Source organism: Micromonospora sagamiensis (assembly GCF_014680085.1).
Classification (GTDB): Bacteria; Actinomycetota; Actinomycetes; order Mycobacteriales; family Micromonosporaceae; genus Micromonospora; species Micromonospora inyonensis.
The window spans coordinates 5,076,083-5,101,497 of record NZ_AP023438.1 but is presented as its reverse complement, the minus strand read 5'-3'; the positions used below and the strand labels follow the sequence as shown (position 1 = coordinate 5,101,497).

Sequence of the window (25,415 nt, the reverse complement as noted above, 5' to 3'; positions counted from 1 at the left end):
AGAGGTGATTGCCATGCGCCCGCTCCGGCGAGTGCTGATCGCCGCCACGGTCGCCGTCGTGCTCCTCTGCGCGGCCGGCGTGGCGGGCGTGGTCTGGACGTTCAACTCCAGGACCGTCTCCACTGCTGGCAGTGTCGAGTTCGTCCACGCGCTCCCGGTGCCGCCGCTGGCCCCGTCCACCGTGGACGGCGAGGGCCGGCGGGTCTTCGAGCTGCGGGCGCGGACCGGTCGGCACGACTTCGGCGACCGCACCGCCGACACCTGGGGCTTCAACGGGGCGTACCTGGGTCCGACCCTGCGCGCCACCCGCGGTGAGCAGGTCCTGGTGAACGTCCACAACGAACTCGACGAAGAGACCACCGTGCACTGGCACGGAATGCACCTACCGGCCCGGATGGACGGTGGCCCGCACCAGATGGTGCCGGCCGGCACGAGCTGGCATCCCACCTGGACGGTCGACCAGCCGGCCGCGACGCTCTGGTACCACCCGCACCCGCACGGCGAGACGGCCCGGCACGTCTACCGGGGACTGGCCGGCATGTTCATCGTCGACGACCCGGAGACCTCGGTCGCGCAGCTGCCCAACCGGTACGGCGTGGACGACGTGCCGGTCATCGTGCAGGACAAGCGGTTCTCCCGGAACGGGAACCTGAACGAGAACACGCCGATGTTCAGCGGCGTCGGCCTGCTCGGTGACACGATCGTGGTCAACGGCGCGACCGCGCCGTACCTGGACGTCACCACCGAACGCGTCCGGCTCCGGGTGCTCAACGCCTCCAACGCCCGGGTCTTCGACTTCGGCTTCCCCGACGACCGCGAGTTCGCCCTGGTCGGCACGGACGGCGGCCTGCTCGACAAGCCGTACCGGATGAAGCGGGTCATGCTCTCCCCGGGCGAGCGCGCGGAGATCGTGGTCGACGTCCGTCCGGGCGAGCGGACCGTCCTGCGCAGCTTCCCGCCGGACCTCGGGGCGGACACCTGGAGCGAGCGGTTCAACGGCGGCGAGGACACCTTCGACGTCCTCCAGCTGCGCGCCGCGGACCGCCTCGAGGAGCGCCCCGAGCTGCCGTCCCGGCTGGTCGACACGCCCCGGCTCGACCCCGGGGAGGCCGCCGAGACCCGGCGGTTCACCCTGAGCGGCACCCGGATCAACGGCGACGCCATGGACATGGACCGGATCGACGTCACGGTCACCAAGGGCACCACCGAGGTGTGGGAGGTGACCAGCCGGGAGGCGCTCCAGCACAACTTCCACATCCACGACGTCCAGTTCCAGGTGATCGACGTCGACGGGGCCGCGCCACCGCCGCACCTGAGCGGCTGGAAGGACACGGTGTTCCTGCGCCCGAACACGACGTTCCGGCTCATCGCCCGGTTCGCCGACCACGCCGACCCGGAGATGCCGTACATGTACCACTGCCACATCCTGTTCCACGAGGACGAGGGGATGATGGGACAGTTCGTGGTGGTCGAGCCCGGGCAGCAGGCCGGCACGCCGGGCGGCGACCACGGTGGCGGGCACGGCGGTGGACACCAGGGACACGGCTGACCCCACCGGCACGGCGAGCGCCCCGGTGCCGGCTCCCTCACCGGAGCCGGCGTCGGTCGTCGGCGTACCGGCCGGGTGGCCCGCGCCGGTCGCGGCCGGGGTCAGGGGCCCGGCGGGATGTTGTGGTTGCGGTGGAAGATGTTCTCCGGGTCGTAGATCCGCTTGAGGGCGGCCAGCCGCCCCAGGTCCGCCGGTCGGTAGGCCGCCATGGTCCGGCTCGGGTCGCTGAGGAAGTTGAGCAGCACCCCGCCGGTGGCGTACGGGCGCAGCCGGCGGGCGAAGGCCGCCATGTGCCCCCGCGCGACGGACAGTTGGGCGGCGTGCAGCCGCGGGGCGACCGCGATCAGCGCGTACGTCGCGTCCCGGTGGCCGGACGGTCCGCCCTCGGCCACCGGCCGGGCCAGCGCCCCGCCCACGTGCCGCAGCTCGATGACCGAGATCGGGGAACGGCTCGCCCCCGAACCGCCGATCTCGGCGAGCAGCACGTCGATCAGCTCGTCGCTCATCCCCCGGAACAGGTCGGTGTGTTCCCGGACGATCTGCGGTCCGGGTTGCGGGTCGTCCAGGGCGGAGGTCTGCGGCCAGGTCATCGGTCCGTACCCGCCGAGCAGGGGTGGGCCGGCCGCGGCCAGCAGGGGGGCCAGTGCCCGCCGCCCCCGGGCCACCGGACCGGTGTGGCAGACGCGCAGCGCCACCACCGTCCGTCCGCGCAGTGGCCCCGGAACAGCCGGCCCGTCCGGCAGCCGCAGCAGGGTGAGCGCGGTGGTCAACTCGTCGGGCAGGTCGGCGGCGTGGTCCCGGTGGCAGGCGAGGATCTCGCCGGCCCGTTCGCCCGGGAAGTACGCCACCCCGCCGTAGACCTCACCGACCGGGTAGAGGCGGAGCAGGAGTTCGGTGACGACGCCGAAGTTGCCGCCACCGCCGCGCAGCGCCCACCACAGGTCGACGTCGTCGTCCGGGCTGGCGACCAGTCGGGTGCCGGCGGCGGTCACCACCTCGGCGCGGAGCAGGCTGTCGGCGGCGAACCCGTGCCGGCGGGACAGCCAGCCGACCCCGCCGCCCAGGGTGTAGCCGGCGACCCCCAGCGCGGACGAGGAGCCGGAGATGGGCGCCAGCCCGAACCGGGCCGCGGCAGCCACCACGTCCCCCCACCGGGCACCGCCGCCGACCCGGGCGGTGGCCCGGACCGGGTCGATGTCGACGTACGACATCCGGGACAGGTTGAGCAGCACACCGTCGTCGGTGGGGCGCACCGTGCCGTTCCCGGTGGCCTGTACCCCGACCGGTACGTCGAACTCGCGCGCGGTGATGACGGCCCGCGCCACGTCGGCCGCGTCGGCCACCTCGGCGACCAGGAGCGGCTGCTGGTCGAGGTCCCGCCGCCAGGCCAGCCGACCGGCGTCGTAACCGACCGCGCCGGGCAGGTGGAGACGGCCGTCGAACTGGTGGCGCAGCCGCCGGGCGACGGCCTCCGGGCTGCGGGGGCCGGGGTAGCCGTCCGGCAGGCCGCCGAGCAACCGGTCGATCCCGGTCGGCGGCAGGTGGAGTCCGCTTTCGGGGACGATCGCGGCGGGGAGGTGCCCGTCGACCACGCCCGCGTCCTCCCCGGGCCACGGGAAGCGCCCTGCGGCGGAGCGCATGGTACGGGTGCAGGGGAACACGAGTCCCGTCCCCTTTCGGCCGGTCCTGCGTCGCTTCATCGGCGCACTCCTCGTCTACCGCACCTTGCGTCACCAGATCATGACAGAAGGTGAGAGGGATAGGAATCGCGAGTCACTGGAGTCTGTGTCGACGCCCACCACAGAAAGGTGCCGCGGGGCGGGTGCCGTCGCCACCCCGCGACCCCGTCAGCAGGTGAATCACACCTCACACCGGTGAAAGGGGTGACCCGCCCCGGCGGTAGCTACATTTGGTGCCATGCCCGCCATCACCGTCGAGGACGTGCTCGTCCTGCCCCGACTGCCCCGGCTGGACGCGACGACGACCGCGTACCGGCCGGTCCGTCGCATGGTCACCGCCCCGAGTGGATTCGAGGGTGAAGGCTTCCCGGTCCGCCGGGCCTTCGCCGGAGTCCCCGTGCGCGAGCTGGACCCCTTCCTCCACCTGGACCAGATGGGCGAGGTGGAGTACGCGCCCGGCGAGCCCAAGGGCACCGCCTGGCATCCCCACCGCGGCTTCGAGACGGTCACCTACATCATCGACGGCGTCTTCGACCACCAGGACTCCCACGGCGGCGGGGGCACCATCACCAACGGCGACACCCAGTGGATGACCGCTGGCAGCGGCCTGTTGCACATCGAGGCACCACCGGAGCACCTGGTGGTCAGCGGTGGGCTCTTCCACGGTCTCCAGCTCTGGGTCAACCTGCCCCGGGCGGCGAAGATGAGCTCCCCGCGCTACCAGGACATCCGGGGCCGGGAGTCGGCGCTGCTGACCAGCCCCGACGGCGGCGCGCTGCTGCGGGTCATCGCCGGTGAGGTCGCCGGGCACCAGGGCCCCGGATCGACCCACACCCCGATCACCATCACCCACGTGACGGTGCAGCCGGGTGCGGAGGTGGACCTGCCGTGGCGACCGGACTTCAACGCGCTCGTCTACGTGCTCGGTGGGCGCGGCACGGTCGGCACCGACCGCCGGCCGATCCACACCGGGCAACTCGCGGTGCACGGGCCGGGCGACGCGTTGCGCTTCGCCGCCGACCCGCAGCAGGAGAGCCGGACCCCGGCGATGGACCTGTACATCATGGGTGGGCAGCCGATCCGGGAACCGGTGGCGCAGTACGGTCCGTTCGTGATGAACACCCGCGACGAGCTCATCCAGGCGGTCGAGGACTTCCAGGCCGGCCGGCTCGGGGTGATTCCCACCGAGCGTCTGCCGCACACCGACGGGTCGCGGCCCTGACCGGCCCTGACCCGACGACGGGCGCTACCGGTCACGACCGGTGGCGCCCGTACCGTTCTCCCGTCCGCTGTCAGGAGACAGCGAAGATCCCGGCGACCCCGAGGATCACCATGAGCAGCACCGCGACCAGCGCCCCCCGCTCACTCTCCACCGCCTGGGGATGCTGCTCGGGCTGGGCGTTCGGCGTCTCGACCGGCATGGTGCGTGTCCTCCTCGATGTCCGAATGCGCATGGGCGTGGCCGGCGGCGGGCGGGAATCGCCCACGCCGTGCGGGCCAACGGTGCTCGTCCTACCGTGAGGGCAACGTCGACCCCGGGAGGCTGGAACGTGACCGTGCGGGAGTGGTTCCTGACCACGGGGGAACGCGCCAACCAGGTCTCAGGGTTACCCGTCTGGACCGACGGAAACCTTGCCGAGCCGTTAATTCACGGTGCGGCGTACTTCGATCGGCTGGTCGAGGAGGTCGAGGCGCTCGGGACCGGCGACCATCTCTTCTTCACGGACTGGCGGGGCGACCCGGACGAGCGGATGCGGCCGGACGGCCCCACGGTGGCCCAGCTCTTCGCCCAGGCCGCGCAGCGGGGCGTGGTGGTCAAGGGCCTCGTCTGGCGCTCCCACCTCGACGTGCTGGCCTACAGCGAGAAGGAGAACCGCAGCCTCAGCGAGGCGATCTCCGCCGCCGGGGGTGAGGTGCTGCTCGACCAGCGGGTCCGCCGGGGCGGGTCGCACCACCAGAAACTGGTGGTGCTGCGTCACCCGGGCCGACCGGAGCGCGACGTGGCGTTCGTCGGGGGGATCGACCTCTGCCACAGCCGCCGGGACGACGCGGCGCACCACGGCGACCCGCAGGCGGTCCAGATGTCCCCCCGCTACGGTCCGCGTCCGCCCTGGCACGACGTGCAGCTCGCGGTGCGGGGGCCGGTGGTCGGCGCGCTGGACACCGTCTTCCGCGAACGCTGGACCGACCCGATGCCGCTGGACTCGGAAAACCCGCTGGCCTATCTGCGGGACCGGCTGCGCCGGGCCGACCTGCGCCCGGATCCGCTGCCCGCCCAGCCCCCGGACCCGGCCCCCTGCGGTCCGCACCACGTGCAGGTGCTGCGCACCTATCCCGCGGTGCGCCCCCGCTACTCCTTCGCCCCCGACGGCGAACGCACGGTGGCCCGCGGCTACACCAAGGCGATACGCCGGGCCCGCCGACTGATCTACCTGGAGGACCAGTACCTCTGGTCGAGGGAGATCGCCGAGCTGTTCGCGGAAGCGCTGCGGACCAACCCCGACCTGCACCTGATCGCCGTGGTTCCCCGCTACCCGGACGTGGACGGACGGCTGGCGCTGCCGCCCAACACGGTCGGCCGGGAACAGGCGCTGTCGCTCTGCGAGGAGGCCGCCGCCGACCGGGTGCACGTCTTCGACGTGGAGAACCACGAGGGCGGCCCGGTCTACGTGCACGCCAAGGTGTGCGTGGTCGACGACGTGTGGGCCAGCGTGGGCAGCGACAACTTCAACCGCCGTTCCTGGACCCACGACAGCGAACTGTCCTGTGCCGTGCTGGACGGGACCCGGGACGAACGCACCCCGGCCGACCCGGCCGGCCTCGGCGACGGGGCCCGCCACTTCGCCCGGGAACTGCGGCTGCGTCTGCTGCGCGAGCACCTGGACCGGCCCGAGGACGGCAGCGGCGACACCGACCTGCTGGACCCGGCGGAGACGGTGGCCGCGGTCAACGCCGCCGCCGACGCGCTCCAGCGGTGGTACGACTCGGGCCGGGTCGGCCCCCGGCCGCCGGGACGGCTCCGGCCGCACCGGCCGGAGCGGCTGCCCTGGTACACCCGGCTCTGGGCGCTGCCGGCGTACCGACTGGTCTACGACCCGGACGGCCGTCCGATGCGAGCCCGCATCGCCGGAACCTGGTGAGCCCACCCGCCCGGACGAAAGCCGCCCACGCGGTCCGGTACGTGGTTCGGCCCCAGGAGAGTGGTCTACGACACGTCCGGCGCGACATGTCGCCCCGCGCGCGTCACCCGAACCCCCCGTAGGCCACCGAGCGTCACGGCCGTCGACCTCTGTGCGACGGTTCGCCCCGGCGTGCGCGGCACAGGGTGACGAGGCGGTGACACGCTTAGCACTCCCGACGACCCGACGCCCACCGGCAGGGCGATTTGCGGGAGTTACTGCAAACATGAGGCTTAAGTACATCGTACTTTCGGCTAGCTTTCGCCGGCACGATCAGGCTAAGGTAAATCCCGAACGGCCTAACTGAAGCTAAACCAAAAGCCTTACGTCTTTATCTGCGGACGAGGTGCAGGGAGGACCACCCATGACCGCGCCAACGATTACGAAGTCGGCGACCACACCCGCCGCCACCGAGAAGCTCGACCCGCGCGCCCTCACCGACAGCGCCGCCGAACTGCTGAACGCCATGGCCGCGTTGCCCGCCGACCACCCGTCGCGGGCCGCCCTGCGTGACCGGGCCATCGAGGCCTGGCTCCCGCTCGCCAACCACCTCGCCCACCGCTACAGCGGTCGCGGCGAGCCCACCGACGACCTGGCGCAGACCGCCGCCGTCGGCCTGATCAAGGCGATCGACAAGTTCGACCCGAGCCGGGGCGTCGACTTCGCCGGCTACGCCATCCCGACCATCATCGGTGAGCTGAAGCGGCACTTCCGCGACCGCACCTGGGACATCCGGGTGCCGCGTCGCCTCCAGGAGCTGCGTCTGGCCATCTCCGACGCCAACAGCTCGCTCCTGCAGACGCTGGGCCGCTCGCCGACGGTCGCCGACATCGCCGCCCACCTCAAGCTCACCGAGGAAGAGGTGCTGGAGGGCCTGGAAGGCGCCCGCGCCTACAACGCGGTGTCGCTGTCCACCCCGACCGGCGACGGCGACCGCGCCACCGAGCTGGGTGACATGCTCGGCGGCGAGGACAACGAGTTCGAGCTGGCCGAGCTGCGGGTCGCTCTCGGCCCGGCGCTGGCCACGCTGGACGAGCGTGAGCAGAAGATCCTCACCCTCCGGTTCTACGGCAACCTCACCCAGTCGCAGATCGCCGACCAGATCGGTGTGTCGCAGATGCACGTCTCCCGGCTGCTGGCCCGAGCGCTGACCAAGCTGCGCGGCCAGCTGGACGGCACCTACTGACCGGGCAGCTTCGACGGCAGCACCGAGCACGGACGGCGGAGGCCGGACCCCTGAGGGGTCCGGCCTCCGCCGTGTCCGCGTCGGCCCTACGCGCTCTCCTATCCGCCAGCCGGCGGCAGGTCGGCGGCGGCGCTCTCCGGGCCGAGGCCGATCCGCACGTACGCCCGGGACCGGCGCGAGCGCAGCAGCACCGCCCAGAGGGCGCCCGCCACCGCCGTCGACGGGAAGACCGCCGGCACCGCCCAGCGCAGCGGAGAGCCCGGCTCGACCCCGAGGAGCACGGCGACGTCGGCCAGCGCCAGCACGACGACCGTCACCAGGGCGACGGTGGCCAGGCCGGGGGCGACCGTCCGCCGCCAGAGGCGCTCCCCGGTGACCTCCCGGGCGAAGAAGGCGAGCACCGCGCACGAGGTCGCCGTGATCAGCAGCAGCGTTCCCAGGGCGCCGGTCACGGTGCTCCCGTAGAAGAGGTGGCGCACCGGCTCCACCCCTGCCGACGCGCACCCGGCGATCACCAGCAACGCGAGGACGCTCTGCGCGACCGAGGCCCACCGTGGCGCCCCGGTCCGGGGCGAGGCCTCGCCGAACGGCGCGGGGAGCAACCGCTCCCGCCCCAGGGCGAAGGCGTACCGGGCGGTGCTGTGGTGCAGCGACACCAGGGCGGCCAGCACGGAGGTGACCAGCAGCATCCGGCCGATTCCCACCGCGCCCTCGCCGAGGTGGTCGCCGGCCAGGGTGAACAGCAGGTCGACACCCCGCTCCCCGGCGACCGCCGCGACCCGGCCCGGCCCGGTGGCCACGGTCAGCGTCCAGGCGGAGAACGCCAGGAGCGCACCGACGAGCCCGACCGCGAGGTACGTGGCGGCGGGCACCGTACCGGCCCCACGGCTCTCCTCCCTCAGCAGCACGGCGGACTCGAAACCGACGAAGCCGACGGCGGCGACGACGAGCAGCGCCCCGCCCCCGGGGGTCGCCAGGTGGGCCGGGGAGAAAGTGGCCAGGTCGATCGTGCCGGCGGCGTGCCGCAGGTGCCCGAGGTCGAACACGACCAGTACCGCGACCTCGGCCAGCAGCAGGACGGCCAGGACGGTCCGGTCGAGGGTCACCCCGGTCACGCCCAGCACGGCGACCAGCGCCCAGGCGGCCAGGGCCACCAGCCACCAGGCCGGCGGGCCGCCGAACCACCGGGCGAGCACCGGGGCGGTGGCCGCGCCGACCAGTCCGTAGAGCCCGATCTGCAGGAGGTTGCGCACGATCAGGGCGACCCAGGCGGCACCGGCACCGGCCGGGCGGCCGAGGCCCCGGGCGACGTACGCGTGGAACGCGCCGACGTGGGTCATCCGGCGGGACATCGCCAGGTAACCCACCGAGAAGAGGCCGAGCACCACCGCGAGCGCGAGGACGGCCGCGCCGAGGGCGTCCGCCCCGGTCACCGCGTACGCGATGGGGACCACTCCGGCCACCACGGTCAGGGGTGCCGCCGCGGAGAGCGTGAAGACCAGCACCCCCGGCACCCCGCGTCCGCCCCGGGTCAGCGCCACGGGGAGATGACCGGGGTGGCCCGGAGTCACGGGCGGCGGTGTCGGCGAGGCGGGCATGGCCACTTCCGGTCGCAGGGGCAGCGGAGCGGGTCAGCCACGGAGCACGGCCGCGCCGACCGCGGCCTCGGTGTGGGCGACCAGTTCCCGCAGCGGCAGCGGCAGGGCGGGCCTGAGCACACCGAAGCGGTGCTGGGCGCGCGGGTCGGCGTGCCAGAGCACGTCGCGGGTGAGCCCGGTCGCCGAGACCAGCCCGCACAGCAGGGCGTCCGGAACGGCCGGCGGATGCGGGCGGTCCAGCAGCGCCAGCAACCGGGTGGCCGGCCAGGCGAGCGCGTTGAGGTCGATGGCCACGTAGTCGACCGTGGTGCGCAGCAACCCGCGCTTCTCCTGCCGGCGTACCACTCCCGACCGGCTCAGCCGCGCCCCCACCGCGTCCGCGGCGGTCCCGGCGAGCAGGCCCAGCCAGGTGCGGACGGTCCGGTGCTGCCGCTGTCCGAGCAGGTGGGCGAGGACGCCGCCGGCCAGCGCGTCGGCCGGAGGGGGACCGTCCAGGACCGACAGCCGGCCGTTGTCCACGGTGACCCGTCCGCTGAGGACCAGCTCGCCGAGGAGTGCGGCAGCGAGGCCGAGGCCGGTGGCTGTCGGGTTCAGCCGAGCCCGGCCACGGCTGTCGCCATGGGCGATGAGGAAGAACTCGTCCGCGATGAGCAACGAACCCTCCCCGGTCGTCCACTGTGCTCGGAATCGGTGAAAGGATGCCCGCTTGAACGATCCAATGCAACTCCCGGATTCGAGCTGTTGCAATTCCAGGGGCCCCACCTGCGGATAGTGCCCGTGGCAGACTCGGCCGGTGACCGCCAGCCCCACCGTCCGCCGTCGTCGCATCGCCCGGGAACTCCGGCAGTTGCGGGAGCGTGCCGGGATGACCCTCGACGTCGCCGCGCGACAACTCGACATGTCCAAGAGCAATCTCTCCCGGATCGAGAACGCCCAGATCGGCATCAAGCCCCGCGACGTACGCGCCGCCCTGGCGCTGTACCAGGTGACCGGGGCGGACGCCGAGGCGCTGGTCGAGATCGCCCGTGGGGCGCAGCAGCGCGGCTGGTGGCAGAACTACAGCGACGTGCTGCCGGAGTGGTTCGAGTTCTACGTCGGACTGGAGGCGGAGGCGGCGACGCTGCGGACGTACGAGGCCGAGGCGGTGCCCGGCCTGCTCCAGACCGAGGCGTACGCCCGGGAGATCTACCGGCTGACCGCCGGCGAGGAGGCGCTGGAGCGTAAGGTCGCCGCCCGGCTGCAACGGCAGAGTGTCCTGCACCGGGAAGCGCCGGTGCAGATGTCGGTGGTGCTCAACGAGGCGGTGCTCTTACGCCCGGTGGGCGCCCCGGCGGTGATGGCCGACCAGTTGGCCCACATCGGCCGAGTGGCCCAACTACCCAACGTCACCATTCAGATACTTCCATTCATGGCTGGCGGACATCCCGCCATGAGCACGCCGTACGTCGTCCTGCACTTCGCCGACGCCGCCGACGACGCCGTGGTTTACCTGGACAACCTCACGATGGGACTCGCTCTGGAAGGCGCCGAACACGTGCGGGGGTATACCCTGGTGCACGAGAAGCTGTGCCGGATGGCGCTTTCTCCAGCGGACTCCCTGACCCGACTTGAGGACGCTTCTCGTTACTTTGCGTGATCAAGGCGCGCTTCTGTGCGAACGAGGGGTACACCACCATGACCGTGCTCGACCTGACCCGCGCGGAGTGGCACACCAGCACGCGCAGCAGCGGCAACGGCAACTGCGTGGAGGTCGCCGGCGTCGACGGTCGGGTGGCCGTCCGGGACAGCAAGGACCGGCCCGGCCCGGTGCTGCTCTTCCCGCGCACGTCGTGGCGGCACTTCGTCGCCGGCATCGACGCACTGGGCTGACCCCGGACCCGGGACACCCACCCGGACCCACCCGCCGGTACCCGCCGGATGCCGGGCCGGTCGGCGCCGTGGTGGCGCGGGAGCGGACGACACGACGACCGGCACGGCCGGGCGACGGTGCGAGACTGGGGCGTGCTCCGCGACGTACCCCTCGAACTGCCGGTCCGGCCGGTCCTGCCCGCGCTGACCGCGGCCCTGCGCGGCGCGGGCACCGCCGTCCTGGTCGCACCGCCCGGTACCGGGAAGACCACCCTGACGCCGCTGGCGGTGGCCGACGAGGTCGACGGTCGGGTGCTGATCGCCCAACCACGCCGGGTCGCCGCCCGGGCCGCCGCGCACCGGATGGCGGCACTGCTCGGTGAGCGGGTCGGCGACCGCGTCGGGTACGCCGTCCGGGGCGACCGGCGTACCGGCCCGGCCACCCGGATCGAGGTGGTCACCACCGGACTGCTGGTCCGCCGCCTGCACCACGACCCGGAGCTGCCCGGTGTCTCGGCGGTGCTGCTGGACGAGTGCCACGAGCGGCACCTCGACGCCGACCTGGCACTGGCCTTCGCCGTGGAGGCCCGGTCCGCGCTCCGCCCCGACCTGTGGCTGCTGGCCATGTCGGCCACCGCCGAGGCGGACCGGTTCGCCGACCTGCTCGGTGGGGCGACGCCCGCGCCGGTGGTCCGCGCCGAGGCGGCACTGCACCCGGTCGCCCGCATCTGGGCACCCCCGCCCCGTCCGGTCGTCGGATACCGGGGCAACCGCGTCGATCCCGCGCTGCTCGACCACGTGGCCGCGACGGTCCGCCGGGCACTGGCCGAACAGGACGGCGACGCCCTGGTCTTCCTGCCCGGCACCGGTGAGATCACCGGGATCGGCGCCCGCCTGGCGGACCTGCGCGACCGGGTCGCCCTGGTGCCGCTGCACGGCCGGCAGCGCGGCACCGAGCAGGACGCCGCGCTGCGCCCGGCCGACCGGCGACGGGTGGTGCTGGCCACCACCGTCGCGGAGAGCAGCCTCACCGTGCCCGGTGTCCGGGTGGTGGTCGACGCCGGGCTGAGCCGGGTCGCCCGGACCGACCTGGCCCGGGGCCTGGGCGCGTTGGTCACCGTGCCGGTCTCCCGCGCCGCCGCGACCCAGCGGGCCGGCCGGGCCGGTCGGGAGGCCCCGGGACACGTCTACCGCTGCTGGTCCCCGGCCACCCACGAGCGGCTCGCCGCCCAGCCGGAGCCGGAGATCGCCACCGCCGACCTGACCGGATTCGCCCTGGAACTGGCGGCGTGGGGACGACCGGACGGCTCCGGCCTCGCACTGCCCGACCCACCTCCGGCGGCGGCGATGGCGGTGGCCCGACAGACCCTCGGCACGCTCGGCGCGGTCGACGCCGAGGGCCGGATCACCGGACGGGGCCGGGCGATCGCGGCGACCGGTGTCCATCCCCGGCTGGGCCGGGCGCTGCTCGACGGGGCGGTACGGGTCGGCACGGACCGCGCCGCCGAGGTGGTGGCCCTGCTCAGCGAGGAGTTCGGCCCGGGCGACGACCTCGCGGCGACCTGGCGGCGGCTGCGCGCCGGCACCGACCCCGCCGCCACCGCGCGCTGGCGGACCGAGGTACGCCGGCTCCGCGCCGCCCTGCCGAGGGACCCGGACCCCGCACCGCCGGGGACGCCCGGCCCGGTCCCCGACGACCTGGCGGTCGGGCTGCTGGTCGGACTCGCCCACCCCGAGCGGCTGGCCCGGGTCCGGCGGCCGGGCGGCCCGGCGTACCTGATGGCCGGCGGGACCGCTGCGGAGCTGACGCCCGGGTCGGCGCTGGCCGGCTGCGACTGGCTCGCCGTGGCGGTGGCCGACCGCTCCCCCGGCGCCCCGGCCGCCCGGATCCGCGCCGCCGCCGCGCTCGACGAGGCGACCGCCCGGGAGGCGGGCGCGGCGCTGCTGTGCGAGGAGCGTCAGGTCGCCTGGTCCGACGGGGACGTGCTGGCCCGGGAGCTGACCCGGCTCGGCGCGATCGAGCTGGTCGAGCGGCCGCTGTCCCGGCCGGACCCGGAGGCGGTGGGCGCGGCGCTCCTGTCCGGCCTGCGCCGGGACGGGCTCGCCCTGCTCGACTGGACCCCGGCGGCCCGGTCGCTGCGGGACCGGCTGGCGTTCTGCCGGCACGTGCTCGGCGACGTCTGGCCCGCGGTCGACGACGACGCCCTGCTCGCCACGGCCCCGGAGTGGCTCGGGCCGGAACTGGCCCGGGCGCGCCGCCGCGCCGACCTGGCCCGGACCGACGTGGCCGGCGCGCTGCGCCGGCTGCTTCCCTGGCCGCAGGCCGCCCGCCTGGACGAGCTGGCTCCCGAGCGGATCGCCGTGCCGAGCGGCACCCGGGCCCGCGTCGGGTACGCCGACCCAACCGCCCCGGTGCTCGCCGTGAAGCTCCAGGAGACCTTCGGCTGGCAGCAGGTCCCCCGGATCGCCGACGGGCGGGTGCCGGTGCTGCTGCACCTGCTCTCCCCCGCCGGCCGGCCGGTGGCGGTCACCGCTGACCTGGCCTCGTTCTGGCGTGTCGGCTACCCGCAGGTGCGTGCGGAGCTGCGCGGGCGCTATCCGCGTCACCCGTGGCCGGAGGATCCCACCACCGCCCCGCCGACCCGGCACACCACCAGCCGCCGTCGGTGACCGGCCGACCGCCGCCCGGGCAACCGTCAGGCGGACGGCGGTGGGCGGGCAGCGGGTGACAGGCGGCCGGCGGGCGGCGGCTCGTGGCGTGGCCGGCGTGGGTCGACCGGCGGTCAGCCCTCGGCCACCACGTCGGCGACCACCACGGTGACGTTGTCCGGCCCGCCCGCGCGCAGGGCCAGGTCGATCAACCGGCGGGCGCACTCCTCCTGGTCGGAGTGACCGGCGAGCACCTCGGCGAGCGTGTCCGGGCGGACCACGTTGGACAGTCCGTCGCTGCACAGCAGCCAGCGGTCCCCGGCCCAGGGCACCATGGTGGCGTAGGCCGGGGAGACCTCGCCGCCCTGGAGGGCCTGGGTCACCACCGCCCGGCGCGGGTGGCTGCTGGCCTGCTCCGGTGTGATCAGCCCCTGGTCGACGAGCATCTGCACGAAGGTGTCGTCCCGGGTGATCTGCTTGAGCACTCCCTCGCGGAACAGGTAGGCGCGAGAGTCGCCGACGTGGGCCAGGGCCAGGCAGCTTCCGGTCCGGGCGAACAGCAGCGCGGTCAGCGTGGTGCCCATGCCCTGCCGCTCCGGGTCCTCCTCGACGGCCTGGCGGATCCGTCCGCTGGCCAGGTCGATGCCACCGCGCAGCGCCGCCACCAGCGCGTCCTCCGGTGTCTCCGCGTCCAGCGGCACGATGGTCTGCATGGCTATGGAGCTGGCGAGGTCGCCGGCCGCCATCCCGCCCATGCCGTCGGCGACGGCCACGAGCCAGGTGCCGGCGTGGAAGGCGTCCTGATTGCCGCTCCGGATCAGGCCACGGTCGGTCGCCCCCGTGGAACGCAGCTTCAGGGTCATGGGACGCAGCCTGCCAGGAGGAGGGCGGGTTGTCTCTAGTAGATCACCATTGGCGGGGTGTGGCGCGGCGAATCTCACTCTCCGCGCCCGGGTCGGGACCCTATCCAGCGCTGTCGATTGACAGGCCGGTCACACCCTGGAAACATCGACCCATATTTGGGAGCGCTCCCAATCTCTCGACCGTCCCCGGAAGGAACCGTCGTGACGTCACCCCCACACCGTCGACGCCGCCTCGCGCTACTCGCCGCGGCGACCTCCCTCGCCCTGACCGGCACCCTCTCCCCCGCCGCCGCCCAGGCCGCCCCCGACGAGGAGCCCCCGGAGCAGATCCGCAACGGCGACTTCAGCACCGGCACCTCACCCTGGTTCTCCTACGGCACCGGCGACCTGACCAACCCCGACGGGCGGTTGTGCACCACGGTCACCGGCGGGCTGGCCAACCCGTGGGACGCCGGCATCGGGCAGGACGGCATCCCGCTGGTGGCCGGCACGTCGTACACCCTCGCCTTCGACGCCACCGCCACCCCCGGTGCCAGCCTCAAGGCGGTGCTCCAGCTCGGCAGCGCCCCGTACACCACGTACGCCAGCGTGGACGCCACGGCGGGCACGACCCCGCAGCGCACCGAGCACACCTTCACCGCCCCGGCCGACGACTCCCGGGCGCAGATCATCTTCCAGGTCGGGGGAAGCTCCGCCGCCCAGACCTTCTGCCTGGACAACGTCTCGCTGCGCGGCGGCGAGCCGGTCCCGCCGTACGAGCCGGACACCGGCCCGAGAGTCCGGGTCAACCAGGTCGGCTACCTGACCGCCGGACCGAAGAACGCCACCGTGGTCACCGAGGCCACCGACCCGCTGCCCTGGCAGCTGCGCAACGCCGCCGGCACGGTGGTGGCCAGCGGCACCAGTACCCCGCGCGGCGTCGACGCCGCCTCCGGGCAGAACGTGCACACCATCGGCTTCTCGTCGTACCGCGCGCCCGGCACCGGGCTGACCCTGGTCGCGGACGGGGAGACCAGTCACCCCTTCACCATCTCCGGCGACCTCTACGACCGGCTCCGGTCGGACTCGTTGCAGTTCTTCTACGCCCAGCGCAGCGGCATCGCCATCGACGGCGACCTGATCGGCGCGGAGTACGCCCGCCCCGCCGGCCACCTCGACGTCGCCCCGAACAAGGGCGACACCGACGTGCCCTGCCAGCCCGGCGTCTGCGACTACTCGCTGGACGTGCGCGGTGGCTGGTACGACGCGGGCGACCACGGCAAGTACGTGGTCAACGGCGGCCTCGCCACCCACCAGCTGCTGAGCACCTTCGAGCGGACCAAGACCGCGGCCACCGCCGACGGCGGCGCGGCCCTGGGCGACAGCACCCTGCGGGTGCCCGAACGGGGCAACGGCGTACCGGACGTCCTCGACGAGGCCCGCTGGGAGCTGGAGTTCCTGCTGCGCATGCAGGTGCCGGCCGGGAAGCCGCTCGCCGGGATGGCCCACCACAAGATCCACGACAAGGCGTGGACCGGGCTGCCGCTGCTGCCGCACGAGGACCCGGAACAGCGCGAACTGCACCCGCCGTCCACCGCGGCCACGCTCAACCTGGCCGCCGTCGCCGCCGAGTGCGCGCGGCTGTTCGCCCCGTACGACGCGGCCTTCGCCGCCCGCTGCGGCACCGCCGCGAAGACCGCCTACGCGGCGGCCAAGGCCAACCCCGCGCGGTACGCCAGCCCGGCCGACGCCACCGGCGGCGGCGCGTACGACGACACCACCGTCACCGACGAGTTCTACTGGGCGGCGGCCGAGCTGTACCTGACCACCGGCGAGCAGGCGTACCTGACCGACCTGACCGCCTCGCCGCACCACACCGCCGACGTGTTCGAGCCGCGTGGCTTCAGCTGGCAGGGAGTGGCCGCGCTGGGCCGCCTCGACCTGGCCACCGTGCCGAGCGGCCTGCCGGCCGCCGAACGCACCCGGATCCGTGTCTCGGTGACCGCCGCCGCCGACGCCTACCTGGCCGAGATCGCCCGGCAGGCGTACGGGCTGCCGATGCCCGGCGACGCGGGCAGCTACTTCTGGGGCGGCAACGGCAACCTCATCAACAACGCGGTCGTGCTGGCCACCGCCTTCGACCTGACCGGCGACGTGAAGTACCGGGACGGGGCGGTGCAGGCGATGGACTACATCCTCGGCCGTAACGCGCTGAACATCTCGTACGTGACCGGGTGGGGCGAGCACGCGGCGGAGAACCAGCACAGCCGGATCTTCGGCAACCAGTTCGACCCGGACCTGCCGAAGCCGCCCGCCGGTTCGATCGCGGGCGGTCCGAACGCCGCCCTCCAGGACCCGTTCGTCGAGCAGCTGCTCGCCGGCTGCAAGCCGATGTTCTGCTACGTCGACGACATCCAGTCGTACTCCACCAACGAGGTGGCGGTCAACTGGAACTCGGCGCTGGCCTGGATCTCGTCCTTCCTGGCCGACCAGGGTGAGGCCGGAGCGATCCCCCCGTCGGGCTGTGCGGTCCAGTACGTCAACCACGGCTCCTGGCCCGGTGGCTTCACCGGCCAGGTGACGATCCGCAACACCAGCCCGAAGACGATCGACGGCTGGACCGCCCGCTTCGCGTTCACCGGCGACCAGAAGGTTCGCGAGGGTTGGCTGGCGACGGTGGCCCAGTCCGGGGCAACGGTCACCGCGAAGAACGAGTCGTACAACGCGAAGATCGCTCCCGGCGGCACGGTGACCTTCGGGTTCAACGCACTCACCGTCGGCGGGGCCAACCCGGCACCGGGCCTGCTCACGGTCAACGGGGTGGCCTGCTCCCTCTCCTGACCCCACCCGTCCCCGCCCGACGACAGGGGCCTCCCGCATGCGGGAGGCCCCTGTCCCTACGCCGACACGGCAACGGGTCGCGGCACAGGTTGTCGCGCCGTCGTGCTGGTTTGTCGCGTCGACTGCCGCGCCGTCGCGCCGTCTCGTTGGATGCAGGGGCCCCCTGCTCGACAAAAAGCGGTAACAGGGGGCCCCTCCTACCACCTCAGACCGGCAGGCCGCCGACCTGGGTGTTGATCCAGGTGCGGATCGAGGGCAGGTCGCCGTAGATGGACGGACCGGTGGCGCAGGTCGAGCTGCCGTTACCGGCACGGCTGGTGGCGCCGATCAGGTTCCACACGCCGTTGATCTTGCGCACCTGCGGGCCGCCCGAGTCGCCGTAGCAGGCGCCCGCGTTGCCGTTGGTGTTGTTGGTGCAGATCTCGTACGGGCCGTTGATGCCGAGGCAACGGCTGTCGGACACGATCGAGGTGTCCAGTTCGTGCGCGATGGTCGGGGCGGAACCGCAGCCCCGGGTCGGGCAGGTCTGGCCCCAGCCGATGATCCGGGTGGCGGTGCCGACCGCGCCGGAGGTGGTCGGGATGGGGGCCGGGGCGTAGCTGACCGAGCTGGAGAGCTGGAAGAGCTTCACGTCGATCGTCGGGTGGTTGACCGCCCGGCTCACGCCGACGACGGTGCCGCCGCTGGTGCGGTTGATGCTGCCCACCCGAACCGAGGACGGCGTGGGGCAGTGCTTCGCGGTGACCACCCAGTTCGACTTGATCAGCGTGCCGGTGCAGCCGGAGGTGTAGACCATCCACGGGTAGTTCTCGGTGGCCGGCTGACCGTTGACGACCAACGGCGAGATGTCGCCCTCGGCCTCCTCGTTCCACACGTGCGCGCCGAGGGCGGCGGAGCTGATCGCGAGGCTACCGGCGAACAGCGAGTTGACCTGGGCGGCTTCGGTGGAGTTCGGGTAGGCGTTGGTGCAGGAGATCGGGGCGCTGCTGCCGGACATCAGGTCGGAGCAGAGGCCGGTGCGCCGATCGGGCAGGCCGAGGATGTGGCCGAACTCGTGGGCGGCGATCCGGGTCCGGTTGTACCCCTCGTTGACCGCCTGCCAGCCCATGTAGATCGTGCCCCGTCCGAGCCCGGTCACGTACGCGCGGGGCCAGCCGGTGTCCACCCGGATGGTGACGGTGGCCGGGCTGCCCGCCTGGAGCCGGACGTTGGTGACCCGGCTGTTCCAGATCGCGGCGGCCTGGTCGAAGTTGGTCTTGAACTCACCGGCCCGGCTCGCGTCGTAGTAGACGGTCCGGACGGTGGCGCCGACGTCCGCGCCGGCCGGCGTGCCGGTTGCGGCCTGCACGCCGACGAGGGACAGGGCGAGCGCGAGCGTGGCGCCCGCCGCCCGGGACAGTTTCCGTATGAACATCGACCACTCCCTGTGTGCCACGGCGGCAGCGCCGCCGACATTGAGTTACGTCGATTTTACGGCTCGTCGCAACATGGACACACATCGTGATTTGGTCATACGTTCCGCCGGTCCCGGTCGACATCGAGCCACGCAGATCACCCACGATGCGGACATGACCGATCGCGACTCGCTCACCATTCGGCCGGGCACCGCGGCGGACGCCGCGACCGTCCTACGTCTGCTCGACACCGCCACCGCCTGGCTGGCCGCCCGGGGCCGCACCGGCCAGTGGGGCAGCGCACCGGCCTCGACCGACCCGCACCGGATCGCGCAGGCCCGGGCGTACGCGGACAGCGGTGGACTGTGGCTCGCCATGCTCGACGGGCAACCGGTCGGCGCACTCGCCGTCGGGCGGGCCACCAAGGAGATCCCACCGGCCGACGAGCCCGAGCTGTACGTCAACCTGCTCGTCACCGACCGCGCGTACGCGGGCAGGGGGATCGGGGGGCGACTGCTGGCGTACGCGGCGGAGCTGGCCCGCGACGCCGGGGTGGCCCTGCTCCGGGTGGACTGCTACGCCGGGGACGACCGGGCCCTGGTGCGCTTCTACGAGCGGCAGGGCTTCACCCCGACCGAGGCGTTCACCGTCGACCGGCCCGGCCGGGAGTCCTGGCCCGGCCAGGTGCTCGCCCGACGGCTGGACCGCCGATGCGCGCCCTCGACGCCCACCCCGCCCTGATCCTCACCGGCTCGACCCGCCGACCCCGGTCATCGGCCCCGCAGCTTCGGCAGCACCTCGGTGCCGAACACGTCGACGAACGGGCCCAGCTCCTGCCCGACGTGGTGCAGGAAGATCCGGTCGAAGCCGAGGTCGAGGTACTCCTCCAGCCAGCCGGTGTGCCGGCCGAGGTCGGCGGAGATGTTCACCACCTGGCGCAGCCGCTCCATCGGCACCTGCGTGGAGATCACGTCGAAGTGCTCCACTGTCTCCAGGTCCCAGCAGACCGGTGGGGCGAAGACGTTGCTGCGCCACTGGTCGTACGCGATCCGCTCGGCCTCCGCCTGGTCCGTCGCCCAGCTCAGATGCACCTGGAGGCTCAGCGGTCCCCGGCCACCGGCGTCCCGGTAGGCGTCGATCATCGCCCGCAGGTGCGGCACCGGGGCATTGACGGTGATCAGGCCGTCGGCCCACTCGGCACACCAGCGGGCGGTGGCCACGCTGACCGCCGCGCCGACCAGAGCCGGGGGCTCCGCCGGTCTGGTCCACAGCTTCGCCCGGTCGACCCGGATCAGACCGTCGTGGCTGACCTCCTCGCCGGCCAGCAGCGCACGGATCACGTCCACGCACTCCCGCAGCCGCGCGTTCCGGACGTCCTTGCGCGGCCAGGGGTCGCCGGTGATGTGCTCGTTGGCCGCCTCGCCGGTGCCGAGCGCGGCCCAGAACCGGCCCGGGTACATCGCCCCGAGGGTGCCGATCGCCTGCGCGATGATCGCCGGGTGGTAGCGCTGGCCCGGGGCGTTGACCACGCCGAACGGCAGCGTCGTGGCCTGGAGGGCAGCCCCGAGCCAGGACCAGGCGAAGGCGGACTGCCCCTGGCGCTCGCTCCACGGGGCGAAGTGGTCCGAGCACATGGCCGCGTCGAAGCCGGCCCGCTCGGCGTGGACCACCGACTCCAGCAGCGCGGCGGGGTGGATCTGCTCGTGGGAGGCGTGCACGCCGAACACCGTCATGCCAGGGACCTCTACCCAGAACCGCCGCCCGGCAATCGGCACCGCCCTGGTGGTAGCAGGGGTCCCCTGCAGCGCAGAAAGCGACTGCAGGGGACCCCTGCTACCACCTCACCCCCGGCCGAGCAGCACCTCCGCGAAGCAGCACCCCCGGCGGAGGGGTTCACTCGGCGTGCGAGCCGACCCCCGCCGAGGGCCCGCCCTCGCCGACCCAGACCGTCTTGACGTTGCAGAACTCGCGCATGCCCAGCGCCGACAGCTCCCGTCCGTAGCCGGAGTTCCGCACGCCGCCGAAGGGCAGTTCCGGGAAGGACGTGGTCATCCCGTTGACGAAGACGCTGCCGGCGTCCAGGTCGGTGGCGAAGCGCTCCTGCTCCTCCGGATCCCGCGTCCAGGCGTTCGCGCCGAGGCCGAAGCTGGTGCCGTTGGCCACCTCGACCGCCTCGTCGTACGACGACACCCGGTAGAGGCCGGCGACCGGGCCGAAGACCTCCTCGCCCCACATCCGCATCCGCGGGGTCAGGTCGGTGACCACGGTCGGCGGGTACCACCAGCCGGGCCGGTCGGGCACCTCGCCGCCGCAGAGCAGCCGGGCGCCCCGCTCGACCGCGTCGCGGACCTGCGCGGCCACCTCGTCCCGGCCCCGCTCGGTGGCCAGCGGCCCGACGTCGGTCCGCTCGTCCATCGGGTCGCCGACGCGCAGCGCCGCCATCCGGTCGACGAACCGCTCGCTGAACGCGTCGAAGACGTCGGCGTGCACGACGAACCGCTTCGCGGCGATGCAGGACTGGCCGTTGTTCTGGCAGCGCGCGGTGGTGGCGACCTCGGCGGCCCGGTCCAGGTCGGCCGAGGGCATCACCACGAACGGGTCACTGCCGCCGAGTTCGAGCACGGTCTTCTTCAGCTCGCGTCCGGCGATCGCGGCGATGGACCGGCCGGCCGGTTCGCTGCCGGTCAGGGTCGCCGCCCTGACCCGGGGATCGGTGAGGATCCGCTCGACGGCGGACGAGCCGACCAGCAGCGTGCCGAACGCCCCCTCGGGAAATCCGGCCCGGCCGAACAGCTCCCCCAGCCAGAGCGCGGTCTGCGGCACGTTCGAGGCGTGCTTGAGCAGGCCGGTGTTGCCGGCCATCAGGGCCGGCGCGGCGAACCTGATCACCTGCCAGAGCGGGAAGTTCCACGGCATCACCGCGAGCACCGGCCCGATCGGCTGGTAGCGGACCAGGGCCCGCCGCGCCCCCACCGCCGCCGCGTCGGCCGGTTCGTCGGCGAGGAAACGCTCCGCGTTGTCGGCGTAGTACCGGCAGGCGGTGGCGCACTTGGCCGCTTCGGCCTTCGCCGCCGCGTACGTCTTGCCCATCTCCGTGGTCATCACCCGGGCGATGTCGTCGCGCTCGGCGTCGAGCAGGTCGGCCGCCGCGGCCATCCACCGGGCCCGCTGGGCGACCGGGGTGCGGCGCAGGGCCGTGAAGCCCCGGTCCGCGGCGGCGATGGCGGCGTCGACCCGGTCCGACGGCATCTCGTCGTACGTCCTGCGCACCTCACCGGTGGCAGGGTCGGTGGTGGCGATGGGCATCCCGTACTCCTGTCACTCGAAGAGCGAGTGCCGCGCGCCCGGCTCCTCCCGACGGCGGGCGGCCCGACGGCGCTGGATGACGACCAGGTCGACCACCGCCACGACGGCGAGGACACCGCAGGCGACGGCGAGCCAGGGCAGGTCGGCACGGGCGGCCAGGACGGCGAAGAGCACCATGGTGACCAGCCCGAAGGAGGCCAGGGCCAGGCGCAGGTTCAACGCGCTGTAGGCGTGCCCGACGGTGCCCCGGGCACCTCGGGGCTGCGATCGCGTCATCCTGGCGAACTACCCGGTGCCCTGCCGGCCTAACCTGACCGCATCCGCCGTCCGGTCGGACGTTCCACCGGCGTCGAGCGGCCTACCATGCCGGTGCTGGCAGCGGGCCGTTGTGCCGGATGACCGACACCGGACGATCCCCGACCGGCAGTGGACGCGTAAGGTGACCACGCTGTCGCACCACGCTCCGGGACGGGAAGCTCATGCCTCGACGTTGGGTCGCCGCCGTGGCCAGTCTGTCCGCGCTGGTGGCGCTGGCCTGTGAGGGTGGGAGCGGAGGCGGCGACGCCACGCCCCGTCCGCCTCAGGGCACCCCCCGCCCCGGCATGCCGACGGCGATGGCCGCGCTCGGCGACTCGGTCACCACCGGCTTCGGCACCTGCGTGGTGCTGGCGTCCTGCGAGCGGAACTCCTGGTCCACCGGGGACGGCCGGCGGGTGGAGAGCCACTACCGACGGCTGGTCGAGCTGAATCCGGCGATCCGCGGTAGGGCGTACAACCACGCCAAGGCAGGGGCCCGCGCGTCGGCCCTGGCCGATCAGGCCACCCGGGCGGTACGCGACCGGGCCGACTACGTCACCGTACTGATCGGCGCGAACGACGCCTGTCGCGCCGACACCGACGCGATGACCCCGGTGAAGACCTTCCGCCAGCAGGTCGACCGGGCGCTGCGCACGCTGCGCGAGGGACGGCCGAAGGCCCGGGTGCTCGTGGTGAGCATCCCGGACCTGTACCGGCTCTGGGAGGTCGGGCACACCGACGAGCAGGCCGTACGGTCCTGGCAGCGCGGCGTCTGCCCCGCCCTGCTCGCGAACCCGACCTCGACGGCGGCGGCCGACCGGGACCGCCGCCGGGTCTTCCGGGAGCGGATCGACGCCTACAACGACGAGTTGGCCGCCGCCTGCCGGGCGTACGGGTCGCGCTGCCGGCACGACCGTGGGGCCGCGCACCGGGTGCGGTTCACCCTCGACGACGTCAACACCGTCGACCACTTCCACCCGAACAACGACGGCCAGGAGCGGCTCGCCAAGGTGACCTGGTCCGCCGCCGGATTCGCCGACTGACCGTCGACAGGCAGCGGGCCGGCTGTCGTCGGTCAGGGCTGGTGCTGGGGTGGGACCACACCGGTGCCGCCCTGGGCGTAGAGCGCCCGGGACCGGTTGGCGAGGTCCTTGGTGGCCGAGGAGTTGGCCCAGGTGCCGAGGACGATCGCCGCGCCCGGCACCACCTTCGCGAACATCCGCTTGGCCGCACGCACCCCGGCCATCTGGGCCAGCCGCACCCCGAGCTTGAGCATCACCCGACCGAGGGCGGTCTGGGAGCCACCCCCGAAGAGCGCTCCGGCCCGCTCCCGGCCGGCGGCGACGCCAAGGGCGAGCCGGGCTGTCTCGGCCACCTTGTGCACCTTCTGGAGGACCAGCAGGTCGGTCGCGCGGTCGGTGTGCCGCGGGTCGATCCCGTGAGCCGCCGCGATGTGCAGCACCATCCGCGCCTGGGTCCAGGCGAGCACGCCCACGTCGATCACCGCGCCGGGCAGGCCGGCGGCCCCCGAGACCGCACCGGAGAGGCGGGCCTGGTTGACGAAGCGGCGTACTGCCAGGTCGGCGAGGGCCTCGGCGGAGACGCCGGGCTGCGCCGCCCGGGCCCGCTCGGCCCAGCGGGCCGCCTCCGGGCCGAGCCGGCGGACCGCCTCCAGGGCGAGGTGTTCCGGGGCGTACTGCGGGTCGTCCCGCATCCGGTCCCAGAGCCGGGCCGGGGGCGCCTCGGTGGCGTCCGGGGGCTCGGCGGGCGTGACGGAGGTCGCGGGCGGGGTCACGGGCGGACGGGGTGCGGGCACGGACTGGCCGTCGACGGGGGTCGAGTCGGTCACGGGATGGCTCCGGGGGTCAGGGGGAGGTACGACGGAGGGTTCAGCGCCGCTTGCCGAACTTGGTCGCCAGGCCCCGCAGCTTCTGCTGGGTGGCGGGCTTGGCCAGTTCCCGGCGACCACGGTCGACCAGCTGCTGTCCCTGCGGGGACCGAAGGAATCGGCTGATCTTCTGCATGAGTGCTGACATGGTGTCCTCCTGTCGTGGACGTGCCACTCATGTGTACCCCGCCCGGGCAACCGCCATGCCCGTTACGTCGCCGGGGCCACGATCGCGGCGACGATCACCGTCGCCCGGGACTCGTGCTGCGCGTACGCCTCGGGGAAGCCGGACACCTGGACGGCCTGGGCCGCGTCGGTCAGCCGCATCTGCTGCCAGCCGGGCACGGCCAGCAGCGTGGTGAGGAACTTGCGGGTCGCGTACGCCGGGTCCATCAGCTGCGCGACCGTCCCCCAGCCCATGCTGGCCCGCTGCTGGAACAGGCCGACGGAGTCGTGGTCCCAGCCGAGGCCCTGGTTCGGGTGGTTCTGCGACTCGGGCAGCGCGCCGCTGGCGAGGTTGTAGAGGTTGCTCTCCTGCATCGCGGTGGCCACCGCGATGACGAGCGCACGCCGCGGTACGCCCATGGCCCGGCCGGTCCGCACGATCTTCTTGGCGTTGTTCATCTGGGCGACGGTCAGGCCGGCCACCGGGGCGGGGTCGACCGGCTTGCGCGGCGTGGGCTTCTTCGTCGGGGTGGACTTCCCGGGGGCGGTCTTCTCCGCGGCGGGCGTGGGGGCGGGAGCGGTCGACGCGCTGGGCGACGGGGTGGCGGACGGGGCGGACGGGGTCCGGGCGAGCCCACGCGAGGCGTGTTCCTGCTCGGCCCGCCGGAGCAGTTCGGTGCTGGCCGCGGAGCTGTCGGCGGCGGCGGATCCCTCGTCCGGCGTCCGGAGTTCGACGACGGTGACCAGGCCGAGGCAGCACGCGGCAGCGGAGGCGAGGGCGATCGTCGTCCGCCCGGGTCGCGCCGCACCGGGGCGGAGGGTCAGGGCCTGCCGCAGCCGCCGCCGGAAGCCGGGACGCTCACTCCCCGCGACCAACCCGCCAGGTGATACGCCATCACCCTTTCGGTTATCTACGCTGGTGGAAGCGGGTCGATAGTGGATCTTGTCATCGTCACGCATCCGCCGAGGCTAGGCAGAGAACGAGGCTTCTTCA

22 protein-coding genes are annotated in these 25,415 nt (G+C 73.4%); 10 read left to right on the top strand and 12 right to left on the bottom strand.

The window, feature by feature from the left end; translation table 11 throughout:
- Positions 1 to 13 precede the first annotated feature (13 nt).
- Positions 14 to 1,549, top strand: coding sequence for a multicopper oxidase family protein (locus IGA62_RS22470; protein WP_145818970.1), 1,536 nt, complete (start codon positions 14 to 16; stop codon positions 1,547 to 1,549).
- Between the two features lie 101 nt (positions 1,550 to 1,650).
- On the opposite strand, the gene IGA62_RS22465 is transcribed toward IGA62_RS22470, so the two are convergent.
- Complete coding sequence (locus IGA62_RS22465; RefSeq protein WP_145822067.1) at positions 1,651 to 3,249, bottom strand: FAD-binding oxidoreductase; 1,599 nt, start codon at positions 3,247 to 3,249, stop codon at positions 1,651 to 1,653.
- 217 nt (positions 3,250 to 3,466) lie between these two features.
- Between IGA62_RS22465 and IGA62_RS22460 the strand changes: the two genes are divergently transcribed.
- Entirely contained in the window at positions 3,467 to 4,450 is a 984-nt protein-coding gene (locus IGA62_RS22460) for a pirin family protein (RefSeq protein WP_145818971.1), read from the top strand.
- Between the two features lie 70 nt (positions 4,451 to 4,520).
- Here the strand turns inward: IGA62_RS22460 and IGA62_RS30635 are convergent, their stop codons facing one another.
- Positions 4,521 to 4,649 carry a hypothetical protein gene (locus IGA62_RS30635; RefSeq protein ID WP_269780459.1) on the bottom strand — a complete coding sequence of 43 codons (129 nt, stop codon included), beginning with the start codon at positions 4,647 to 4,649 and terminating at the stop codon, positions 4,521 to 4,523.
- A 129-nt stretch (positions 4,650 to 4,778) separates the two neighbouring features.
- On the opposite strand from IGA62_RS30635, the gene IGA62_RS22455 reads away from it, so the two are divergent.
- Both IGA62_RS22455 and IGA62_RS22450 read left to right on the top strand, forming a co-directional pair.
- Positions 4,779 to 6,368 (top strand): phospholipase D family protein, encoded by a 1,590-nt coding sequence (locus IGA62_RS22455; protein WP_145818972.1) that lies wholly within the window; start codon positions 4,779 to 4,781, stop codon positions 6,366 to 6,368.
- A 403-nt stretch (positions 6,369 to 6,771) separates the two neighbouring features.
- The gene (locus IGA62_RS22450) at positions 6,772 to 7,593 is read left to right on the top strand and encodes a SigB/SigF/SigG family RNA polymerase sigma factor (RefSeq protein ID WP_091462891.1); all 822 of its coding nucleotides are present in this window, start codon (positions 6,772 to 6,774) and stop codon (positions 7,591 to 7,593) included.
- A gap of 98 nt (positions 7,594 to 7,691) precedes the next feature.
- Here IGA62_RS22450 and IGA62_RS22445 read toward each other — a convergent pair whose 3' ends face one another.
- Together IGA62_RS22445 and IGA62_RS22440 are read right to left on the bottom strand one after the other, a co-directional pair.
- Positions 7,692 to 9,191: an APC family permease gene (locus tag IGA62_RS22445; RefSeq protein WP_377465140.1), complete on the bottom strand. Its 1,500-nt coding sequence runs from the start codon at positions 9,189 to 9,191 to the stop codon at positions 7,692 to 7,694.
- Between the two features lie 33 nt (positions 9,192 to 9,224).
- Positions 9,225 to 9,845: a GOLPH3/VPS74 family protein gene (locus IGA62_RS22440; protein ID WP_232624743.1), complete on the bottom strand. Its 621-nt coding sequence runs from the start codon at positions 9,843 to 9,845 to the stop codon at positions 9,225 to 9,227.
- 139 nt (positions 9,846 to 9,984) lie between these two features.
- Between IGA62_RS22440 and IGA62_RS22435 the strand changes: the two genes are divergently transcribed.
- The 3 genes from IGA62_RS22435 to hrpB all read left to right on the top strand — a co-directional run bounded on the left by IGA62_RS22435 (position 9,985) and on the right by hrpB (position 13,709).
- Complete coding sequence (locus tag IGA62_RS22435) at positions 9,985 to 10,827, top strand: helix-turn-helix domain-containing protein (RefSeq protein WP_145818974.1); 843 nt, start codon at positions 9,985 to 9,987, stop codon at positions 10,825 to 10,827.
- Positions 10,828 to 10,865: 38 nt separating this feature from the next.
- Complete coding sequence (locus IGA62_RS22430; RefSeq protein ID WP_145822069.1) at positions 10,866 to 11,060, top strand: DUF397 domain-containing protein; 195 nt, start codon at positions 10,866 to 10,868, stop codon at positions 11,058 to 11,060.
- A 132-nt stretch (positions 11,061 to 11,192) separates the two neighbouring features.
- Positions 11,193 to 13,709, top strand: coding sequence for an ATP-dependent helicase HrpB (hrpB, locus tag IGA62_RS22425; protein WP_145818975.1), 2,517 nt, complete (start codon positions 11,193 to 11,195; stop codon positions 13,707 to 13,709).
- A gap of 113 nt (positions 13,710 to 13,822) precedes the next feature.
- Here the strand turns inward: hrpB and IGA62_RS22420 are convergent, their stop codons facing one another.
- Positions 13,823 to 14,551, bottom strand: a complete 729-nt coding sequence (locus IGA62_RS22420) for a PP2C family protein-serine/threonine phosphatase (RefSeq protein ID WP_145818976.1) — start codon at positions 14,549 to 14,551, stop codon at positions 13,823 to 13,825.
- Positions 14,552 to 14,752: 201 nt separating this feature from the next.
- Between IGA62_RS22420 and IGA62_RS22415 the strand changes: the two genes are divergently transcribed.
- On the top strand, positions 14,753 to 17,371 hold the full coding sequence (locus IGA62_RS22415; RefSeq protein ID WP_145818977.1) for a glycoside hydrolase family 9 protein: 2,619 nt from the start codon (positions 14,753 to 14,755) through the stop codon (positions 17,369 to 17,371).
- A 205-nt stretch (positions 17,372 to 17,576) separates the two neighbouring features.
- Here IGA62_RS22415 and IGA62_RS30995 read toward each other — a convergent pair whose 3' ends face one another.
- Entirely contained in the window at positions 17,577 to 18,785 is a 1,209-nt protein-coding gene (locus IGA62_RS30995; RefSeq protein WP_145818978.1) for a snapalysin family zinc-dependent metalloprotease, read from the bottom strand.
- 154 nt (positions 18,786 to 18,939) lie between these two features.
- Between IGA62_RS30995 and IGA62_RS22405 the strand changes: the two genes are divergently transcribed.
- The gene (locus tag IGA62_RS22405) at positions 18,940 to 19,506 is read left to right on the top strand and encodes a GNAT family N-acetyltransferase (protein WP_145818979.1); all 567 of its coding nucleotides are present in this window, start codon (positions 18,940 to 18,942) and stop codon (positions 19,504 to 19,506) included.
- 29 nt (positions 19,507 to 19,535) lie between these two features.
- Here the strand turns inward: IGA62_RS22405 and IGA62_RS22400 are convergent, their stop codons facing one another.
- The 3 genes from IGA62_RS22400 to IGA62_RS22390 form a co-directional block, all read right to left on the bottom strand.
- Complete coding sequence (locus IGA62_RS22400; protein WP_145818980.1) at positions 19,536 to 20,498, bottom strand: TIGR03885 family FMN-dependent LLM class oxidoreductase; 963 nt, start codon at positions 20,496 to 20,498, stop codon at positions 19,536 to 19,538.
- 160 nt (positions 20,499 to 20,658) lie between these two features.
- Entirely contained in the window at positions 20,659 to 22,071 is a 1,413-nt protein-coding gene (locus tag IGA62_RS22395) for an NADP-dependent succinic semialdehyde dehydrogenase (RefSeq protein WP_145818981.1), read from the bottom strand.
- Positions 22,072 to 22,083: 12 nt separating this feature from the next.
- A complete protein-coding gene (locus tag IGA62_RS22390) occupies positions 22,084 to 22,347 on the bottom strand; it encodes a DUF6343 family protein (RefSeq protein ID WP_091462901.1) in 264 nt (87 codons plus the stop codon).
- A gap of 203 nt (positions 22,348 to 22,550) precedes the next feature.
- Between IGA62_RS22390 and IGA62_RS22385 the strand changes: the two genes are divergently transcribed.
- Positions 22,551 to 23,411, top strand: a complete 861-nt coding sequence (locus tag IGA62_RS22385) for a GDSL-type esterase/lipase family protein (RefSeq protein ID WP_145818982.1) — start codon at positions 22,551 to 22,553, stop codon at positions 23,409 to 23,411.
- Positions 23,412 to 23,443: 32 nt separating this feature from the next.
- On the opposite strand, the gene IGA62_RS22380 is transcribed toward IGA62_RS22385, so the two are convergent.
- The 3 genes from IGA62_RS22380 to IGA62_RS22370 form a co-directional block, all read right to left on the bottom strand.
- On the bottom strand, positions 23,444 to 24,217 hold the full coding sequence (locus tag IGA62_RS22380) for an EcsC family protein (protein ID WP_377465144.1): 774 nt from the start codon (positions 24,215 to 24,217) through the stop codon (positions 23,444 to 23,446).
- Between the two features lie 40 nt (positions 24,218 to 24,257).
- Complete coding sequence (locus IGA62_RS22375) at positions 24,258 to 24,404, bottom strand: hypothetical protein (RefSeq protein ID WP_186500378.1); 147 nt, start codon at positions 24,402 to 24,404, stop codon at positions 24,258 to 24,260.
- 62 nt (positions 24,405 to 24,466) lie between these two features.
- The gene (locus IGA62_RS22370) at positions 24,467 to 25,297 is read right to left on the bottom strand and encodes a peptidase M23 (RefSeq protein ID WP_186500380.1); all 831 of its coding nucleotides are present in this window, start codon (positions 25,295 to 25,297) and stop codon (positions 24,467 to 24,469) included.
- Between the last annotated feature and the right edge of the window lie 118 nt (positions 25,298 to 25,415).

Bases quoted from the DNA above. Each gene is read 5' to 3' on its own strand.
- IGA62_RS22395 (WP_145818981.1), bottom strand. From the start codon at position 22,071: ATGCCCATCGCCACCACCGACCCTGCCACCGGTGAGGTGCGCAGGACG.
- IGA62_RS22470 (WP_145818970.1), top strand. From the start codon at position 14: ATGCGCCCGCTCCGGCGAGTGCTGATCGCCGCCACGGTCGCCGTCGTG.
- IGA62_RS22450 (WP_091462891.1), top strand. From the start codon at position 6,772: ATGACCGCGCCAACGATTACGAAGTCGGCGACCACACCCGCCGCCACC.
- IGA62_RS22420 (WP_145818976.1), bottom strand. From the start codon at position 14,551: ATGACCCTGAAGCTGCGTTCCACGGGGGCGACCGACCGTGGCCTGATC.
- IGA62_RS22390 (WP_091462901.1), bottom strand. From the start codon at position 22,347: ATGACGCGATCGCAGCCCCGAGGTGCCCGGGGCACCGTCGGGCACGCC.
- IGA62_RS30635 (WP_269780459.1), bottom strand. From the start codon at position 4,649: ATGCCGGTCGAGACGCCGAACGCCCAGCCCGAGCAGCATCCCCAGGCG.
- IGA62_RS22400 (WP_145818980.1), bottom strand. From the start codon at position 20,498: ATGACGGTGTTCGGCGTGCACGCCTCCCACGAGCAGATCCACCCCGCC.
- IGA62_RS22375 (WP_186500378.1), bottom strand. From the start codon at position 24,404: ATGTCAGCACTCATGCAGAAGATCAGCCGATTCCTTCGGTCCCCGCAG.
- IGA62_RS22385 (WP_145818982.1), top strand. From the start codon at position 22,551: ATGCCTCGACGTTGGGTCGCCGCCGTGGCCAGTCTGTCCGCGCTGGTG.
- IGA62_RS22445 (WP_377465140.1), bottom strand. From the start codon at position 9,191: ATGCCCGCCTCGCCGACACCGCCGCCCGTGACTCCGGGCCACCCCGGT.
- IGA62_RS22460 (WP_145818971.1), top strand. From the start codon at position 3,467: ATGCCCGCCATCACCGTCGAGGACGTGCTCGTCCTGCCCCGACTGCCC.
- IGA62_RS22465 (WP_145822067.1), bottom strand. From the start codon at position 3,249: ATGAAGCGACGCAGGACCGGCCGAAAGGGGACGGGACTCGTGTTCCCC.
- IGA62_RS22430 (WP_145822069.1), top strand. From the start codon at position 10,866: ATGACCGTGCTCGACCTGACCCGCGCGGAGTGGCACACCAGCACGCGC.
- IGA62_RS22405 (WP_145818979.1), top strand. From the start codon at position 18,940: ATGACCGATCGCGACTCGCTCACCATTCGGCCGGGCACCGCGGCGGAC.
- IGA62_RS30995 (WP_145818978.1), bottom strand. From the start codon at position 18,785: ATGTTCATACGGAAACTGTCCCGGGCGGCGGGCGCCACGCTCGCGCTC.